This is a genomic window from Vreelandella nanhaiensis (assembly GCF_003990185.1).
Lineage (GTDB): Bacteria > Pseudomonadota > Gammaproteobacteria > Pseudomonadales > Halomonadaceae > Vreelandella > Vreelandella nanhaiensis.
Window position 1 is genome coordinate 1 of record NZ_RZHF01000004.1, and the last position, 16,030, is coordinate 16,030.

13 protein-coding genes are annotated in these 16,030 nt (G+C 54.5%); 3 read left to right on the forward strand and 10 right to left on the reverse strand.

The features are described 5' to 3' along the window. Window positions 1-268 precede the first annotated feature (268 nt). Together ELY38_RS00385 and ELY38_RS00390 are read right to left on the reverse strand one after the other, a co-directional pair. The gene (locus ELY38_RS00385; RefSeq protein ID WP_185858896.1) at window positions 269-1,129 is read right to left on the reverse strand and encodes a DNA/RNA non-specific endonuclease; all 861 of its coding nucleotides are present in this window, start codon (window positions 1,127-1,129) and stop codon (window positions 269-271) included. A gap of 81 nt (window positions 1,130-1,210) precedes the next feature. After that, a complete protein-coding gene (locus ELY38_RS00390; protein ID WP_044628486.1) occupies window positions 1,211-1,486 on the reverse strand; it encodes an Lrp/AsnC family transcriptional regulator in 276 nt (91 codons plus the stop codon). Window positions 1,487-1,832: 346 nt separating this feature from the next. On the opposite strand from ELY38_RS00390, the gene ELY38_RS00395 reads away from it, so the two are divergent. Further along, window positions 1,833-2,147 carry a high-potential iron-sulfur protein gene (locus ELY38_RS00395; protein ID WP_127059554.1) on the forward strand — a complete coding sequence of 105 codons (315 nt, stop codon included), beginning with the start codon at window positions 1,833-1,835 and terminating at the stop codon, window positions 2,145-2,147. 28 nt (window positions 2,148-2,175) lie between these two features. Here ELY38_RS00395 and ELY38_RS00400 read toward each other — a convergent pair whose 3' ends face one another. The 5 genes from ELY38_RS00400 to ELY38_RS00420 form a co-directional block, all read right to left on the reverse strand. Continuing rightward, window positions 2,176-3,738, reverse strand: a complete 1,563-nt coding sequence (locus ELY38_RS00400; protein WP_127059555.1) for a SpoVR family protein — start codon at window positions 3,736-3,738, stop codon at window positions 2,176-2,178. A gap of 30 nt (window positions 3,739-3,768) precedes the next feature. Then, entirely contained in the window at window positions 3,769-5,058 is a 1,290-nt protein-coding gene (locus tag ELY38_RS00405; RefSeq protein ID WP_127059556.1) for a YeaH/YhbH family protein, read from the reverse strand. 32 nt (window positions 5,059-5,090) lie between these two features. Beyond that, window positions 5,091-7,013 (reverse strand): PrkA family serine protein kinase, encoded by a 1,923-nt coding sequence (locus ELY38_RS00410; RefSeq protein ID WP_127059557.1) that lies wholly within the window; start codon window positions 7,011-7,013, stop codon window positions 5,091-5,093. A 327-nt stretch (window positions 7,014-7,340) separates the two neighbouring features. Beyond that, complete coding sequence (locus ELY38_RS00415; RefSeq protein ID WP_127059558.1) at window positions 7,341-8,393, reverse strand: threonine aldolase family protein; 1,053 nt, start codon at window positions 8,391-8,393, stop codon at window positions 7,341-7,343. Between the two features lie 176 nt (window positions 8,394-8,569). After that, window positions 8,570-10,591 carry an NADPH-dependent 2,4-dienoyl-CoA reductase gene (locus tag ELY38_RS00420; RefSeq protein WP_127059559.1) on the reverse strand — a complete coding sequence of 674 codons (2,022 nt, stop codon included), beginning with the start codon at window positions 10,589-10,591 and terminating at the stop codon, window positions 8,570-8,572. Window positions 10,592-10,714: 123 nt separating this feature from the next. On the opposite strand from ELY38_RS00420, the gene ELY38_RS00425 reads away from it, so the two are divergent. Together ELY38_RS00425 and ELY38_RS00430 are read left to right on the forward strand one after the other, a co-directional pair. Further along, window positions 10,715-11,626, forward strand: a complete 912-nt coding sequence (locus ELY38_RS00425) for a DMT family transporter (protein WP_127059560.1) — start codon at window positions 10,715-10,717, stop codon at window positions 11,624-11,626. Between the two features lie 47 nt (window positions 11,627-11,673). Further along, window positions 11,674-13,242, forward strand: a complete 1,569-nt coding sequence (locus ELY38_RS00430; RefSeq protein ID WP_127059561.1) for a bifunctional GNAT family N-acetyltransferase/carbon-nitrogen hydrolase family protein — start codon at window positions 11,674-11,676, stop codon at window positions 13,240-13,242. A gap of 87 nt (window positions 13,243-13,329) precedes the next feature. Here the strand turns inward: ELY38_RS00430 and ELY38_RS00435 are convergent, their stop codons facing one another. The 3 genes from ELY38_RS00435 to ELY38_RS00445 form a co-directional block, all read right to left on the reverse strand. After that, window positions 13,330-13,629: an MGMT family protein gene (locus ELY38_RS00435; RefSeq protein WP_127059562.1), complete on the reverse strand. Its 300-nt coding sequence runs from the start codon at window positions 13,627-13,629 to the stop codon at window positions 13,330-13,332. 55 nt (window positions 13,630-13,684) lie between these two features. Continuing rightward, on the reverse strand, window positions 13,685-14,293 hold the full coding sequence (locus ELY38_RS00440; RefSeq protein WP_127059563.1) for an FMN-dependent NADH-azoreductase: 609 nt from the start codon (window positions 14,291-14,293) through the stop codon (window positions 13,685-13,687). Between the two features lie 163 nt (window positions 14,294-14,456). Continuing rightward, on the reverse strand, window positions 14,457-15,905 hold the full coding sequence (locus ELY38_RS00445; RefSeq protein WP_127059564.1) for an alanine/glycine:cation symporter family protein: 1,449 nt from the start codon (window positions 15,903-15,905) through the stop codon (window positions 14,457-14,459). Between the last annotated feature and the right edge of the window lie 125 nt (window positions 15,906-16,030).

The following is a 16,030-nucleotide window of genomic DNA, read 5'->3' on the forward strand; positions in this document are numbered from 1 at the left end:
GACGTGGAGGTTCAAGTCCTCTCCTGGGCACCATTGAATGGTCCCGTCTGCATCATTACCTTCTTTACTCTCCCTGTTATTATTTTATTGCCTGTTTATCTAGTTTAGAAGCCGCCATTCTCACTTTGCGGCATGCATGTGCACTACCCCTTACTTTTCCCTAAATTTAATTAAAGATCTAGCAGTATGGGTCAACATTTAGATAGCTGGGAAGTAGCGCTAGCCTGTAGCGGTTTACACCACTTCCCAACGGAAAACTCATACCTTACTAAAACCGCCCCGGACGTTTTGAAACCTCTTCCAATGCCCACCCCTGAGTGCGCAGCTCACCTTCCAGTATGGCTTCAATTTCCGGCGAAAGGTTTGGGAAGAAATTGAGCCCGGTGCGCTCTTCTATCTCGTTGATAGTGACCAGATAGTCTTCCAGTGGCTCATTGCCGCGTACATCTTGTGGCATGATAAAGGCCAGGGCCAGCGGCGCTTCATTATGCGGGGCGACGATGATTTTATAAAACGCCTCAGGCACTTCGACAAAGCCTACCCGGTTAAACACATTATCCATGAAGTGCTCAGGGAAAATCGGGCCAGTAATGACCTGCAAGCGGCCAAAGCGCGGTACGAAGTGGTCCATGACCGACTCTTCCAGTCGCTGCCAGAGCTGACGATTCAGATTGGGCCGCTGGGGGGTCATGTTACTCATTAAAAACGTATCCACTTGAGCGCTGCGTCCGTGAACTGCGGCAATGGCATAGTTAGGCGCCATGTGCCCCCGGTCGTATCCACTGCGTGAATAGCTGTCTGCTTTTATCGGCCACAGGGTGCGCCAATCAGCTTGAAAGCTGGGTCTTGGGCCGATACGAGTATCTTCAGGTACGGCTTCCAGTTGATAGCTCACCCAAAGCGGATTCACACGCACATCAGACCAGCCCACCAGAAACCCATCGTTGCGTAATACACGGTGAAACGTAGTAGGATGAAAACCATCCCAAGTAGGTACGCCCATCCAAGTGTAGTCATCTTGATGCTGGCGCTCTTGAAACTCCCATAATCCGGCACCAGCTACTACAAACAGTACGGCAATACCCAAGCGTCGCCCTTGCTGACGCAAGCGCAGAAGCGATCTTCCCAAGTTCCCCACTCCCTACTCTTTAATTTTTTATCTCTTGCTTATAACGCGCAGCCATTGCCATGGCTGGTGCCTATTCCAAAGTTACCAGCCAAGTGAAAACATGGTTTCAAGATCATGACGTGAATGTACCTGCATGGCATTAAGCGTTTCCGTATCACTGATGCCCTCCACCGCATTAAGACGCTCGGTGACAAGCTCAGCAAGGCTTTCAAAATCCCGGGTACGCGCAATGGCTACCAGGTCGTAACGCCCACAGGTGGAATACACTTCGCTAATGCCTTCCACATCCGCTAAACGCTCGGCCACCGCTTTAACTTGGCCTTTTTCGGTATTGATCAAGATAACTGCGTTTTGCATGGCGCCCTCACTAAAATGTAAGTGATACGGAAAAGAGACTGGAGTATAACAGGCCTGATTTAATCCGCAGCTTGCGCTGCACATGACCAAGCACTGTATCTTGGCCTTTTTGGTCATACACTGCGCCAATACACGCTAGCATGACTTTATATAAAGAGTATCGGGCGAAGAGTGGTATGGATGGATAGCATGAAGGGATAGTTTGACGTCATTAGCTGTCTTAGATGCTCTGACAGTTGTCGTTGGCGGCTCAAAAAAATGCAAATAAGCATCCGGTAAATAGTAAAAGGTGGTCTACCATCCGGTCACCGTGGCACAAACAGGTAAGCGATCTTAAGGAGAAATCATGGTAAATCAAAGCCGTCGGCATTTTTTACGTAGCAGCGCACTGGGTTTAGCCGCCCTGCCCTTGGGCCTGGGGATTTTATCCAAAACGGCCTTTGCGCAGTCGCTTCCGCGTCTTGACCCATCCGCTCCCAGCGCGCAGGCGCTAAATTATGTCGAGAAAGCCAGCGACGCCAGCGATCATCCTGCTTTCGAGTCAGGTGAGCGCTGTGATAACTGCATGTTTTATACCCAAGACACCCAGGGCTGCCAGCTTTTTCCCGAGAACAGTGTGGCACCCGGCGGCTGGTGCCAATCCTGGGTGGCTCAAGGCTAAGCCAGCATATCTATTGAGAGTGCGATTTTTACTTTTTCTCTTTGGGCTCCTCCTCTACTGGCCAATGATAGCGGTGCGTAACGCGCCCTTCATCCATGGATATCAGGCGGACAGGAAATCCCCAAAGCTCATGCAAATGCCGGATAACGGGATAAACGCTGCGCCCGAGCGGGCGTCGGCTATCTTGCACATGGTGTAGCGTCAATGAACGATCGCCACGAATCGCTGCCTCCACCACCTGCACGTTCGGCTCTTTCACGGAGAGCGCGTACTGAGTGGAAAGCGCATCGCGCACCCGCCGGTACCCCTGCTCATTATGAATGGCTGCCACTTCAAGCGTTTCTGACTGATCATCATCCACAATTAGAAAAAGCTTGAGATCCCGCATTACCTTGGGTGATAGGAATTGCTGTATAAACGATTCGTCCTTGAAGTTGCGCATGGCAAACTCAAGTGTCGTGCGCCACGGCGTACCGGCAATGTCCGGAAACCACTGACGATCTTCATCCGTAGGTTCCTCACAGATTCGCTGGATATCCCTGAAGATGGCAAATCCTAGCGCATAGGGATTGATACCGTTGTAGTAAGGACTGTCGAAATCAGGTTGATGGATCACCGCTGCGTGAGATTGCAGAAACTCAAGCATCAAGCCCTCATCGACATCACCCTCGTCATACAACCGGTTCATTAATGTGTAATGCCAAAAGCAGGCCCAGCCCTCGTTCATTACCTGGGTTTGACGCTGCGGATAGAAATATTGCGCCAGCTTACGCACAATCCGCACGATTTCACGCTGCCAGGGTGCCAGCAGAGGAGCGTTTTTCTCGATAAAATAGAGCAGGTTTTCCTGAGGCTCGGACGGGTAGACTCCGCCTACATGCAGGCCCAGCGGGTCTTCATCACTATTCAGACTGCCGGGTAACGGCGAGGCGTCAGGGGGTGGCTCAGGAATCGTCCGCCACAGCATATTGACCTGGGTTTGCAGGTACGCCTCACGTTCATCCTGACGCTTGGCCTCTTCCTCGGCGGAAATGGGCGAAGGGCGCTTGTAGCGGTCAACGCCATAATTTTGCAGCGCATGGCAGGCATCCAGAAGCTGCTCGACCGCATGCACACCGTGGCGCTCTTCGCACTGAGCAATGTACTGCCGCGCAAACACCAGATAATCGACGATCGAATCGGCATCGGTCCAGGTACGAAACAGGTAGTTGCCCTTGAAGAACGAGTTATGGCCATAGCAGGCGTGAGCCATTACCAACACCTGCATCATCAGGGTATTCTCCTCCATTAGATAGGCGATGCAGGGATTGGAGTTGATCACAAGCTCGTAAGCCAAGCCCATCTGGCCGCGCTTATAGGCCTGCTCGACAGCAAGAAACTGCTTGCCAAACGACCAGTGATGATAGCCTACCGGCATGCCGACACTGGCATAGGCATCCATCATCTGCTCGGTGGTGATCACTTCAATCTGGTTGGGATAGGTATCCAGGCGATACTCATCGGCAAGCGCTGCCAGCTTGTCATTAAAGCGTTCAAGTACATTGAAGTTCCAGTCAGAGCCAGTGGCAATGGGCTTTTGCGACGCATTCATGGCGCACTCCTCAACACATGGTTCACGCACTTAATCTGCTTGACTCAAGCGGCGCTTAAACAGTTCACGGAAAACAGCGTAGATCTCACTGGCTTCAACTATCTGACGCATGGCAAAATGTTCAGGAAAGTGGCCCGCCACGCTTTCATACTCGTGCCACAATGACTGATGATCGTGAGGGGTAATTTCCACATAGGCGTAATATTGAAGCTGTGGCATAAGCTGCTTCACCAACAGGTCGCGGCAGGTGTTGGAATCGTCATCCCAGTTATCCCCATCCGAAGCCTGGGCAACATACAGGTTCCATTTCTCAGGTGGGTAGCGAGCTTGAATAATGCTATTCACCAGCTTTAACGCACTTGAAACAATCGTTCCCCCGGTTTCCCGAGAGTAGAAAAACTCCTCCTCACTCACCTCGCGTGCCGCGGTATGATGGCGTACAAACACCAGTTCCACTTTCTCGTAATGCTTTTCCAGAAACAGATACAACAAGAGAAAGAAGCGCTTGGCGATATCCTTGTGGTTCTGCGTCATTGATCCGGAAACGTCCATTACGCAAAACATGACGGCCTGACTTGAAGGCTGCGGCTGAGCACTGAGTTGGTGGTAGCGCAAATCGTAGGTATCGATGAAGGGCACCGCTTCGATCCGTTTTTCAAGGCGCTCGATTTCCGCCTTCAGCTCAACGATTCGTGTAGGATTGCGCAGCACCGAATCCTTACGTTCTTCGTCTTCCAGCGCCTGTTGAGCCGCTTGCAAAGCGCGCTTGATCGGCGCGCGCATGGCAATCCGGCGGGCATAAGCTTCACGCATGGAGCGGGTAATACTGATGCGCGCAGGTACCCCATCGCGAGACAAGCCCGCACGCACCATCTTTATCTCCTCCATTGACTTGAGCGGCTTGCGCTGCAGATGGGGAAGCTCCAGACCGTCAAACACGAATTCCAGAAACTCTTCGCGGGTTAGCGTAAACGCAAACTCATCGTTGCCCTCCCCTTGATTGGAAGCGCCACCCTCGCCTGCGCCACCTCCGCCTCCCTGGCCGCTGGGCCGGCGAATTCTGTCACCTTCTAGAAATTCCTTATTGCCCGGCGAGACAATACTACGTGCCCCGCCTGGGCCATGTTGGAACACCGGCTCAGAAATATCCTTGGTCGGAATAGAGATTTTTTCGCCGCGCTCCATATCGGTAATGGAGCGGCGGTTCACTGCCTCTTCCACCGAGCGCTTGATATGCTTGCGGTAGCGCTCCAGAAAGCGCTGCCGGTTAACCGCGCTCTTGTGCTTGGCGTTCGGTCTTCGATCTATAAAGTAGGTCATGCGACCTCCTTAAACCCGGAAGGTAGGCGTTACTATTGCGACTTGCGTACGCGCAAATACCACTCTGAAAGTAGCCGTACCTGCTTCTCGGTATAGCCGCGTTCCACCATTCGGGCCACAAAGTCCTCGTGCTTTTTCTGATCCGACTTCGAGGCTTTGGCGTTAAACGAAATTACCGGTAAAAGCTCTTCCGTATTGGCAAACATTTTGTGCTCGATGACGCCTTTCAGTTTTTCATAGGACTGCCAGCTGGGGTTCATGCCGTTGTTCTGGGCCCGGGCACGCAGTACAAAGTTCACCACTTCATGGCGGAAGTCTTTCGGGTTGGAGATACCGGCAGGTTTCTCAATTTTCTCAAGCTCCTCGTTAAGCGATTGCCGATTTAGAAGCTCGCCGGTTTCCGGGTCGCGGTACTCCTGATCCTGAATCCAGAAATCTGCATAGGTGACATACCGGTCGAAGATATTCTGGCCGTATTCGCTGTAGGATTCGAGGTAGGCGGTTTGAATCTCCTTGCCGATAAACGCCACGTAGCGCGGCGCCAAAAACTCTTTGATAAAGCCCAGGTAACGATCAAATACTTCAGAGGGCAGTTGCTCGCGCTCCAGGGCCTGCTCAAGCACGTACAGCAGGTGCACGGGGTTGGCGGCCACCTCATGGCTGTCAAAGTTGAATACCTTGGAGAGAATCTTGAACGCAAAGCGCGTGGAGAGCCCCTGCATACCTTCATCCACCCCAGCGGCGTCACGGTACTCCTGGATCGATTTAGCACGCGGGTCGGTATCTTTCAGGTTCTCGCCGTCATACACGCGCATCTTGGAATAGATGCTGGAGTTCTCCGGTACTTTCAGGCGCGAGAGCACTGAAAACTGAGCCAACATGCGCAGCGTATCCGGCGCGCAGGGAGCGGCGTTGAGCGAGGAGTCCTCCAGAAGCTTCTGGTAGATCTTGATCTCTTCTGAAACACGCAGGCAGTACGGCACCTTGACGATATATACTCGGTCGAGAAACGCCTCATTGTTGCGGTTATTGCGAAATGCCTGCCACTCGGATTCATTGGAGTGGGCTAAAATAATGCCATCAAACGGGATAGCTCCCATGCCTTCTGTGGGGTTGTAGTTCCCCTCCTGAGTAGCGGTCAACAGTGGGTGCAGCACCTTGATGGGCGCTTTGAACATCTCCACAAATTCCATCAGCCCCTGGTTGGCGCGGCACAGCCCGCCTGAGAAGCTGTAGGCATCCGGGTCATCCTGGGAGTAGAGCTCCAGCTGGCGGATATCCACCTTGCCCACCAGCGAAGAGATATCCTGATTATTCTCATCTCCGGGCTCGGTCTTGGAAATCGCGATCTGATTAAGGCGGGAAGGATAGAGCCGCACCACGCGAAACTTAGAGATATCACCGCCATACTCCTTCAAGCGCTTGGCCGCCCAAGGCGACATCACATTTTTAATATACCGCTGGGCAATGCCGTACTCTTTTTCTAGAAGTTCGCCATCCTCTTCGGGTGAAAACAGCCCAAGCGGCGACTCATAAACCGGCGACCCCTTGATGGCATAAAAAGGGATACGCTCCATCAGTAATTTTAAACGTTCAGCAAGCGATGACTTGCCGCCACCGACAGGCCCGAGCAGATAGAGAATCTGCTTACGCTCTTCAAGGCCTTGAGCGGCATGGCGGAAGTAAGCCACGATCTGTTCGATGGCTTCCTCCATGCCATGAAATTCGGCAAACGCCGGATAACGGCGTATCACCTTGTTGGAAAAGATACGCGACAAGCGCGGATCCTTTGCCGTATCGATAACATTGGGTTCGCCGATGGCTTCCAGCATACGCTCGGCAGCGCTGGCATAGACCTTGGGGTCACGACGACAAAGCGCCAGATACTCTTCAAGGCTCATGTCTTCTTGCTGAACGCGGGCGAAACGGTCTTGAACGTGATCAAAGATGCTCATGGAAATCTCCTATGGCTATCCCCAGGCAGTCACCACCAAGACAAGTATTGTTATTGTGGTGTGCCAATCGAGGTGTCGCTCTATTAGCGTAGCCAGCATTAGCAAAATGTGATGACGAAAACTTCAACGCAAGCGTATACCAGCCTTGGCGGGGCACTAGCGCGAGCCAGGATTAACAATATAAGATATTGATAAATATAATTTTTTACACAAAACTCAATAGCTAAATAGCGTTTAACGCTTGAATAAACATGCATCAAAAAAACGCCGCTGGGAGGCAGCGGCGTGATAAAGATTAAAGCGAAAGGCCCGTGCGGGCTTCACGCATCAACGACTGTTTTCAAGCGCGACCTTGATGTCGGCAATCAACAGGTCGAGCAATTCAACGGTCGTGTTCCAGGCACACACAAAGCGCGCACCACCTGCGCCAATAAAGGTGTAGAACGTCCATCCTTTGGCTTTCAGCGCGTTAATCGTATGCGCTGGCAATTCAACGAAGACGCTGTTGGCCTGGGTGGGGAACATGAGCGACACCCCTGGCAACGCTTGCAGCCCCTCGGATAGATAGCTGGCCATGGCATTGGCATGCTGGGCGTTGGTTAGCCAGGCACCGCTTTCCAGCAATCCAAGCCAAGGCGCTGAGATATAGCGCATCTTGGAGGCTAGCTGGCCCGCCTGCTTACAGCGATAGGAAAAGTCTTCCGCCAGGTCGCGGTTAAAGAACAGGATAGCTTCGCCCATCGCCAGGCCGTTCTTGGTCCCCGAAAAGCACAGCGCATCAACACCTACCTGCCAGGTCAGCTCGGCAGGCGTGGCATTCAGACTTGCACAGGCGTTGGCAAAGCGTGCGCCGTCCATATGCAGGCGCAAATCATGCTTATCAGCAATGGCACGAATTGCCAGCAGCTCCTCACGGGTATACACAGTGCCCACTTCAGTGGCCTGGGTCAGCGAAACCACCTTGGGCTTGGGGTAGTGAATATCGCTGCGTCGGGTAACCAACGCCTCAATGCCTTCAGGAGTAAGCTTGCCGTTAGCCCCCGGCGAGGTCAGCAATTTGGCTCCATTGGAAAAGAACTCAGGGCCGCCACATTCGTCAGTTTCAATATGTGCAAGCTCATGGCAAATCACGCTGTGGTAGCTGCGCCCCATCGCCGAAAGCGCCAGTGAGTTGGCGGCCGTACCGTTGAAAACAAAAAACACGTCGCAATTGTAGTCGAACATTTCACGAAAGCGGTTCGCGGCACGCTCGGTCCAGCGGTCATTGCCATACGCCAAATCATCGGCCTGGTTTGCTTCCAGCAAGTATTCCATGGCCTCTGGGCAGATACCGGAGGTGTTATCGCTGGCTAAAAAACGGGGTGTACACTCCGAAGTCATGACGATTATCCTTTTCCCTGACGTTGTTTTTCACTGACACTGTTTTTCACTGACAATGTTACAGCGCAAGCTGGGTGCCACTCGCGCCTTAAGCACCACTTTATGCTTAATAAGGTGATGGGCCTGTCAGTCTATCGCCATTTGCGGATAAGCGTTACCTGCTACTCTCAACGACTTCAAAGCGCCGCGGCCAGACGCGTACCTTGGTCGATAGCCCGCTTGGCATCCAGTTCCGCGGCCTCATCGGCGCCGCCAATGATGTGTACAGCCTTACCGGCAGTTTCAAGTGGCGCGATCAAATCACGCACCGATTCCTGGCCCGCGCACACCACGATAGTATCCACATCAAGCACCTGCTCTTGGCCGTCGCGGCGGATATGTAGCCCCTTATCATCGATTTTCAGGTATTCACAGCCGGTCAGGGTTTCAACGCCTCGCGCTTTCAGCGACGCGCGGTGTACCCACCCCGTGGTTTTGCCCAAATACTTGCCCGCCTTGGACGTTTTACGCTGAAGCATCACAATCTCGCGAGAGACAGGTGGGGCCACGGGTGCTTTCAAGCCGCCCCGCTCGCTAACCGCAAGATCCACCCCCCATTCATCGCACCAAGTGTCGATATCTAACGCCGTATGCTCTTGATGGGCGAGCAGCTCCGAGACATCAAAACCGATGCCGCCTGCGCCAATCACGGCTACTCGGCGCCCCACCTGGGCAGGGTTTTCAATTGCTTCGGCGTAGCTGATCACGCTTTCATGATCGGCCCCGGGTAACGAAAGCGTGCGCGGACGCACCCCGCTTGCCAGTACGACATCGTCAAACTCAGCCAACACTTCCGGCGTGGCGGAGGTGTTCAAGCGCACCTCGACGGCATGCTTTTCGAGCATGACGCGGTAGTAGCGTAGGGTTTCGTTAAACTCCTCCTTGCCAGGAATCTTACGCGCATAGTTAAACTGCCCGCCAAGCTGCGCACGCTTCTCGAACAGCACCACGCTATGCCCGCGGCTGGCAGCAGTAACCGCGGTGGCAAGGCCAGCTGGCCCACCACCCACGATCGCCACGCGCTTGGGCGCAGCAGCAGGTTCAATAACAAGCTCGGTTTCATGGCAGGCGCGGGGATTCACCAAGCATGAGGTCAGTTTGCCGGCAAAGGTATGATCCAGGCAGGCCTGGTTGCAGGCAATACAGGTATTGATCTCATCTGCCAGCCCCGCCTTGGTCTTGCTGACCCAGGCAGGATCAGCCAGAAACGGCCGGGCCATGGACACCATATCGGCATGGCCTTCGGCCAGCACCGCTTCGGCCACACTGGGCATATTGATTCGGTTGGTGGTCACCAATGGAATCGAAAGCGCGGCTTTCACCCGCCGGGTCACCTCGGTGAAGGCCGCACGCGGCACGCTGGTTACAATGGTGGGCACCCTGGCTTCATGCCAGCCAACACCCGTATTGATCAGGTTCGCGCCCGCCGCTTCCACGGCTTGGCCAAGTGTGACAATCTCTTCCCAGGTGCTGCCCTCTTCCACCAGGTCGATCATGGAGAGGCGAAAAATCACCATAAAACGTTCGCCCACGGCCGCCCGAATGCGCCTGACAATCTCCACGGGAAAACGCATGCGGTTTTCAAAACTTCCGCCCCACATATCGCTTCGCTGGTTGGTGCGTCGGCAGATAAACTGGTTGATCAGATACCCTTCCGATCCCATGACTTCCACACCGTCGTAGCCGGCCTTTTGCGCCAGAAGCGCGCAGCGCACATAGTCGTTAATCTGCTGCTCGACCTCATCACTATCTAGCTCACGTGGCGTGAACGGATTGATAGGTGCCTGAATGGCAGAGGGGGCCACCAAATCCGGCGAGTAGGCGTAGCGCCCGGCGTGAAGGATCTGCATGCACAGATGCCCGCCTTCGGCGTGTACCGCTTCCACCACCTGGCGGTGCTCTGCCAGATGTGTGTCATCGGTCAGCGCATGAGCACCCTGAAATACCGCGCCTTCCGGGTTCGGTGCAATACCTCCGGTCACGATTAAGCTTACCCCCGCCCGCGCCCGCTCAGCATAAAACGCTGCCAGCCTGGCAAAGCCTTCGGGCGCCTCTTCCAGGTTGGTATGCATGGAGCCCATCAGCACGCGATTGGGTAGCGTTAAATGACCAATGGTAATCGGCTGAAAAAGATGTGGGTAGGCAGGCGCACGGGTCATCACGGTTCTCCTTGGCATTATTCAAACAAGCGTATGACATCCTTGGCACCACGTACAGCCCCAGGGCTTGCTCCAGGCGGTAAAGCACGTAACATTACCCAGCTAACGACAAGGAAAACTGCGATGCCCCTGATTTACTTTTTACCCCCGCTTGCCACCGTGCTGATTTGGTCGGGCAACATGACCATCAACCAGTTAACGGTGGGTGCCATTGCGCCCAGCAGTATCGCCTTTTTACGTTGGCTACTGGCGCTTATGGTCATGACGCCTTTTGTGCTACCTGCCGCCATTCGCTATCGCGATGAAATAGGCCGCAACTGGTACAAGCTGGCCGCGCTAGGGCTTTTGGGCATGGGGTTATGGCAAGGGCTTGCCTATGTGGCGGCGGAAACCACCACGGCCACCAATATGGGAATTTTGGCTGCCATGGTACCGCTTCTCACTGTGCTGCTGAGTGCGCTTATTCTGCGTGAGCCACCCACGCTTGGCGGTGTTATGGGTGGTGTGCTGGCCTTTATTGGCGTGACTGTGCTACTTGGCCGTGGCAATCCCCTCTCGCTGCTTAACCTTGAGGTTGCCCGTGGCGATGCGCTGATGGTGGTGGCTGCAAGCTGCTACGCGCTTTACGGCGTCATGCTCAAACGCTGGAAAATGAACTTACCGCCCTGGGTGATGCTCTATGCCCAGGTATGTTTTGCGGTGCTGTTCCTGCTGCCCCCTTACTTGATGGGTCCCATGACCCCGGTGGATAGCCAGAATATCGGGCTGATTGTGTATGCGGGCATTCCTGCCTCCGTTATTACCACCTACTTGTGGATGCGCGCCGTCCGCCAGATTGGCGCCAACCAGGCGAGCATTTTTATCAATCTGATGCCACTGTTCAGCGCGTTGATTGCCATGGCGATGCTTGGCGAGCAGGTGGCAGGCTTTCACTTTACCGGTGGACTTCTGATTCTGGCAGGCGTGGTCATGGCGCAGACCCTGACCCGCCCGCTGGTGCGAAGAGTAGCGGCAAATAAGCCAGGCAGCGCCTAGCCATCCTGTACTAAGCTGTTTTCTTTTTTATTCTGGAACCCCCTGATATGTCGCTAGAAGAACTGCATCTGAATCTGCGCAACCTGACGAGCGATGATTACGATCAGCTCAAGGCATTGATGGACGCTGTCTATCACGATATCGGCGGTGCCTGGCCCAGGCACACGATCGACAAGCTGATTCAGGAATTTCCCGACGGCCAGATTGCCATTGAAGATGACGGCAACCTGGTTGGCGTAGCGCTGACGGTGCAGGTGGATTACGACGAGTTCTCCAACCCGCACAAGTATGACGACCTGATTGGTCACCGTGAAACCATCCTCAATAACCAGGAAGGCGACGCAATGTACGGGCTGGATGTGCTGATCCACCCGGACTACCGCGGCTACCGCCTGGGGCGGCGCCTTTACGAAGCGCGCAAGGAGCTGTGCCGCTCGCATAACCTCCGCGCCATCCTGGCCGGCGGTCGAATCCCTGAGTACTACCAGCACGCCGAAGAACTGACCCCCGCTCAGTACATCGACAAGGTCTCCCGCAAGGAGATTTACGATCCGATTCTGTCGTTCCAGCTGGCCAACGACTTTCAGGTAAAGCGCCTGCTGCGCAAATACCTGCCCGAAGACGAGCAGTCCAAGGGCTACGCTACACTTCTTGAGTGGAACAATATCCTTTTTGAGCCAGCCGAGAACGTGCTGGATACGCGCCCTACCCAGGTGCGCGTGGGCGCCGTTCAGTGGCAGATGCGCGAATTTGCCTCAGTCGAAGCCGCGCTCCAGCAGATTGAGTACTTTGTCGATGCGCTTTCGGATTACCAGAGCGACTTTGCCGTCTTCCCGGAGCTTTTTACCACCCCGCTGATGGGCTTGCAGGACCGCGCCGCCCAGCAGGACCAGATGGGTGCCATCCGCTTTCTGGCAAGCTTTACCGAACGTTTTAAAGCCGAGCTTTCGCGTATGGCGGTTTCCTACAACATCAATATTGTCGGTGGTTCGATGATTGAGGTAGGCGAGGACGACCGGCTCTACAACGTCTCCTATCTCTTCCACCGCGACGGCGATGTGGACAAGCAAGCCAAGCTGCATATCACTCCCCAAGAGCGCCGCGACTGGGTGATTGAAGGCGGCGATAGCCTACAGGTATTCGATACCGATGCAGGCCGTGTGGGCATTCTGATCTGCTATGACGTGGAGTTTCCGGAGCTCGGTCGCCTGCTGGCCGACCAGGACATGGATATCCTGTTCGTGCCTTTCTGGACCGACACCAAGAACGGCTACTTGCGGGTTCGACACTGCGGTCAAGCGCGTGCCATCGAGAACGAATGCTATGTGGTGCTATGCGGTAGCGTGGGCAACCTGCCTTCGATTGAAAACCTGGATATCCAGTACGCTCAGTCGGCGGTCTTTACCCCTTCTGACTTCGCCTTCCCCCATGATGCGGTGCTGGCGGAAACCACGCCCAATACCGAGATGATCTTCTTCTCGGATCTGGACCTGACCCGCCTGACCGTGGTGCGCGCTGAGGGCTCGGTGACGAACCTGAAGGACCGCCGCAAGGATCTATTTGACTTACGCTGGCGCGACTGGTCGCTGAAGTCCGGCTCTAATCGGGATGAGTGAGGTATGAGGTAAAAAAGAAAAGCCACTTCTACCCATGCAAAAACGCCGCCCTTTTGGGCGGCGTTTTTGTTTTAGTCACTGACTTCTTCAATCGGGCCAGACCAGATGGGCGGGTACACGACCTTTTGCGTCAAATGCAACGCCTTCATCACGCAACTTTTGGTGCTGACGGGCAGCGCCACCATGATCGGCGAGTTTAAGAGAGGCAGCAATTACCCGATGCCAGGGCAGCTCATGACCATCGGGCAAGTGGCGCATGGCAGAACCTACCATGCGCGGAGTGGCCCCTTCGGTCATGGCGGCGATACGCCCATACGTGGTGACTCGCCCCGCTGGAATCTGATCGACGATGGTATAGATCTGCTCCAAGAGCTCGGGGCGTGCCATGACTGACTCTCCATCATTATTTCAGGCGGGCCGTGATTACCTCAGGCTAGCGGGCTTACAGTGCTTCAACCAGTTGATCGATTGCCTGGAAAGCCTCTTTTAGCGCCGCATCACGCTGTGCCTCGCCCATGTTTAAACCTTCTGCGTACACCACTTCAACATCGGTAATGCCCATCAAGCCTAGCATGCTCTTCAGGTGCGGCGTTTGACTATCCATTTCCGTACCCGCATACATGCCGCCACGTGCAGCCAGGATGATCGCCCGCTTGCCTTCGATCAACCCCTTCGGGCCATTTTCCGTGTAGCGGAAGGTTTCTCCGGCACGTAGTACGCGATCAAACCAGGCTTTAAGTTGCGAAGGGATACCCAGGTTGTACATCGGCACCGCAATCACCAGCACATCGCTCGCCCGCAATTCTTCCAGCAGGTTATCAGATTGAGCGGCCAGCGCTTTTTGCTCGTCGCTGCGCTTATCAGCCGGTGTCTGCCAGGCACCCAACTCGGCGATATCTAAGTGAGGAAGCGCATTGGCGACCACATCGCGTTTAGTAACAGTTACGCTGTCACGGGCAGCCGCTCGGCTTTCAAAGTGGTTGGCCAGGGCGATAGATTGACCGTTTTCACCAAGTACGGAAGAGGTTACCAATAGGGCGCGAGTCGACATGAAAATACTCCAGACACATAATAATTAAGAGAATGGGGACTATTTTACGGTGGTTTTGATTAATCAAAAGCGCAATGATCTGCGTGTTATATTCGATAAAATCGAATCGTTATGCCCCATAAAAAACCCCGCACGCGGCGGGGTTGTTAACTGGCTGGCGTTACTACTTTTTAGGCCATGCTTTGGGGTCGACCTTATTAGCCAGTTTGGGGAACTGGCTGGGGTCGAAAGTGGGCTCTTTGCCCGCCTTTAGCTGCGCTTCATAATCCCGGAACAGGGAGAAGGCCGTGGGCGAAAGCAACAGAATTGCCACCAGGTTGATGATAGCCATCATGCCCATGGAGAGATCCGCAAAATTCCAGATCGCACCCAGGCTTGCCACCGAGCCGACCATGATCATCGCCAGCACCGCCAGACGATAGATGAAGACGGCTACCGGTGCGCGACGACCGGCCAGGTACTCGATATTGGACTCGCCATAGGAGTAGTTGGCAATCACCGAGGTAAACGCGAAGAGCAAAATGGCGATAGCCACGAACATAGCGCCCCAATCGCCCACATGGCTGGATAGCGCCATTTGGGTCAATTGAATGCCGTTATTCTCGTTACCGGCCAGAAGTTCAGGCCCTGCCATGATAATAATGGCTGCGGTTGCCGTACAAATAACCAGCGTATCCAGAAATACGCCCAGCATCTGGATAAAGCCCTGCGCGGCCGGATGGTTCGGGCGCGTGCTCGCCGTTGCCGCCGCGTTGGGCGCCGAGCCCATACCAGCCTCATTGGAAAACAGACCGCGCTGAATGCCGTTCATGATGGCCTGTGAGACGGCATAGCCCACGGCGCCACCCGCCGCCTGTTCAATACCAAAGGCGCTTCGCACAATGGTCATGATAGCCGCCGGAAAGTCACTGATATTAAGCGCAACCACAACCAGCGCCAGCACCAGGTAAAGCAGCGCCATCAGCGGCACAATCAGCTCAGCCACCTTGGCGATGGACTTCAAACCACCAAAAATGATGGGTGTCACTACCGCGACCAAGACTAACCCCATGGCCCAGGTGGGAACGGCAAATGCCTGCTCCATGGCCTGGGCGATGGAGTTGGCCTGCACACTGTTGAACGCCAATCCAAACGCCACAATCAAACAGATGGAAAACAACACCGCTAGCCAGCGCAAACCTAGTCCGCGCTCGATGTAACGGGCGGGGCCGCCACGGAAGGTGTTATCACCGTGATCCGTTTTATAGGCCTGTGCCAGGGTGGATTCGATAAAGCTTGTCGCCATACCGACCATCGCGGTCATCCACATCCAGAAAATCGCACCTGGGCCGCCAAAATAGATCGCAACCGCTACACCCGCCAAGTTGCCGGTACCTACGCGTGCGGCAAGGCTCGTGGAGAGCGCCTGAAAAGAGGATATACCTTCACCGGCATCACGAGAGGTTCGCAGCAGCTTGAACATGTGGCCAAAATAACGTACTTGGATGCCGCCCGTTCGTATCGTGAAGTAAAGGCCTGCACCGATCAGCAGATAGATCAGCACACTGCCCCATAACAGACCGTTGCCGCGATCGACGAACGCGGTCAACAGCTGAGGAATCGAAAAATCCATACCACACGCCCTTTTTAACTTATCGAAAGCGCTTCATTCTTCACGCCTGCACCAAAATGGCAAGAAAATTGGCGTATTTATTCGTAAAACGCTTGAAATAGACGCTAACTCTTATTTAGCGCCAG

Coding starts and splice junctions, on each gene's coding strand:
- ELY38_RS00400 (WP_127059555.1), bottom strand. CDS start 3,738: ATGAATGCGTCGCAAAAGCCCATTGCCACTGGCTCTGACTGGAACTTC.
- ELY38_RS00415 (WP_127059558.1), bottom strand. CDS start 8,393: ATGACTTCGGAGTGTACACCCCGTTTTTTAGCCAGCGATAACACCTCC.
- ELY38_RS00405 (WP_127059556.1), bottom strand. CDS start 5,058: ATGACCTACTTTATAGATCGAAGACCGAACGCCAAGCACAAGAGCGCG.
- ELY38_RS00430 (WP_127059561.1), top strand. CDS start 11,674: ATGTCGCTAGAAGAACTGCATCTGAATCTGCGCAACCTGACGAGCGAT.
- ELY38_RS00435 (WP_127059562.1), bottom strand. CDS start 13,629: ATGGCACGCCCCGAGCTCTTGGAGCAGATCTATACCATCGTCGATCAG.
- ELY38_RS00395 (WP_127059554.1), top strand. CDS start 1,833: ATGGTAAATCAAAGCCGTCGGCATTTTTTACGTAGCAGCGCACTGGGT.
- ELY38_RS00425 (WP_127059560.1), top strand. CDS start 10,715: ATGCCCCTGATTTACTTTTTACCCCCGCTTGCCACCGTGCTGATTTGG.
- ELY38_RS00440 (WP_127059563.1), bottom strand. CDS start 14,293: ATGTCGACTCGCGCCCTATTGGTAACCTCTTCCGTACTTGGTGAAAAC.
- ELY38_RS00420 (WP_127059559.1), bottom strand. CDS start 10,591: ATGACCCGTGCGCCTGCCTACCCACATCTTTTTCAGCCGATTACCATT.
- ELY38_RS00390 (WP_044628486.1), bottom strand. CDS start 1,486: ATGCAAAACGCAGTTATCTTGATCAATACCGAAAAAGGCCAAGTTAAA.
- ELY38_RS00445 (WP_127059564.1), bottom strand. CDS start 15,905: ATGGATTTTTCGATTCCTCAGCTGTTGACCGCGTTCGTCGATCGCGGC.
- ELY38_RS00410 (WP_127059557.1), bottom strand. CDS start 7,013: ATGAGCATCTTTGATCACGTTCAAGACCGTTTCGCCCGCGTTCAGCAA.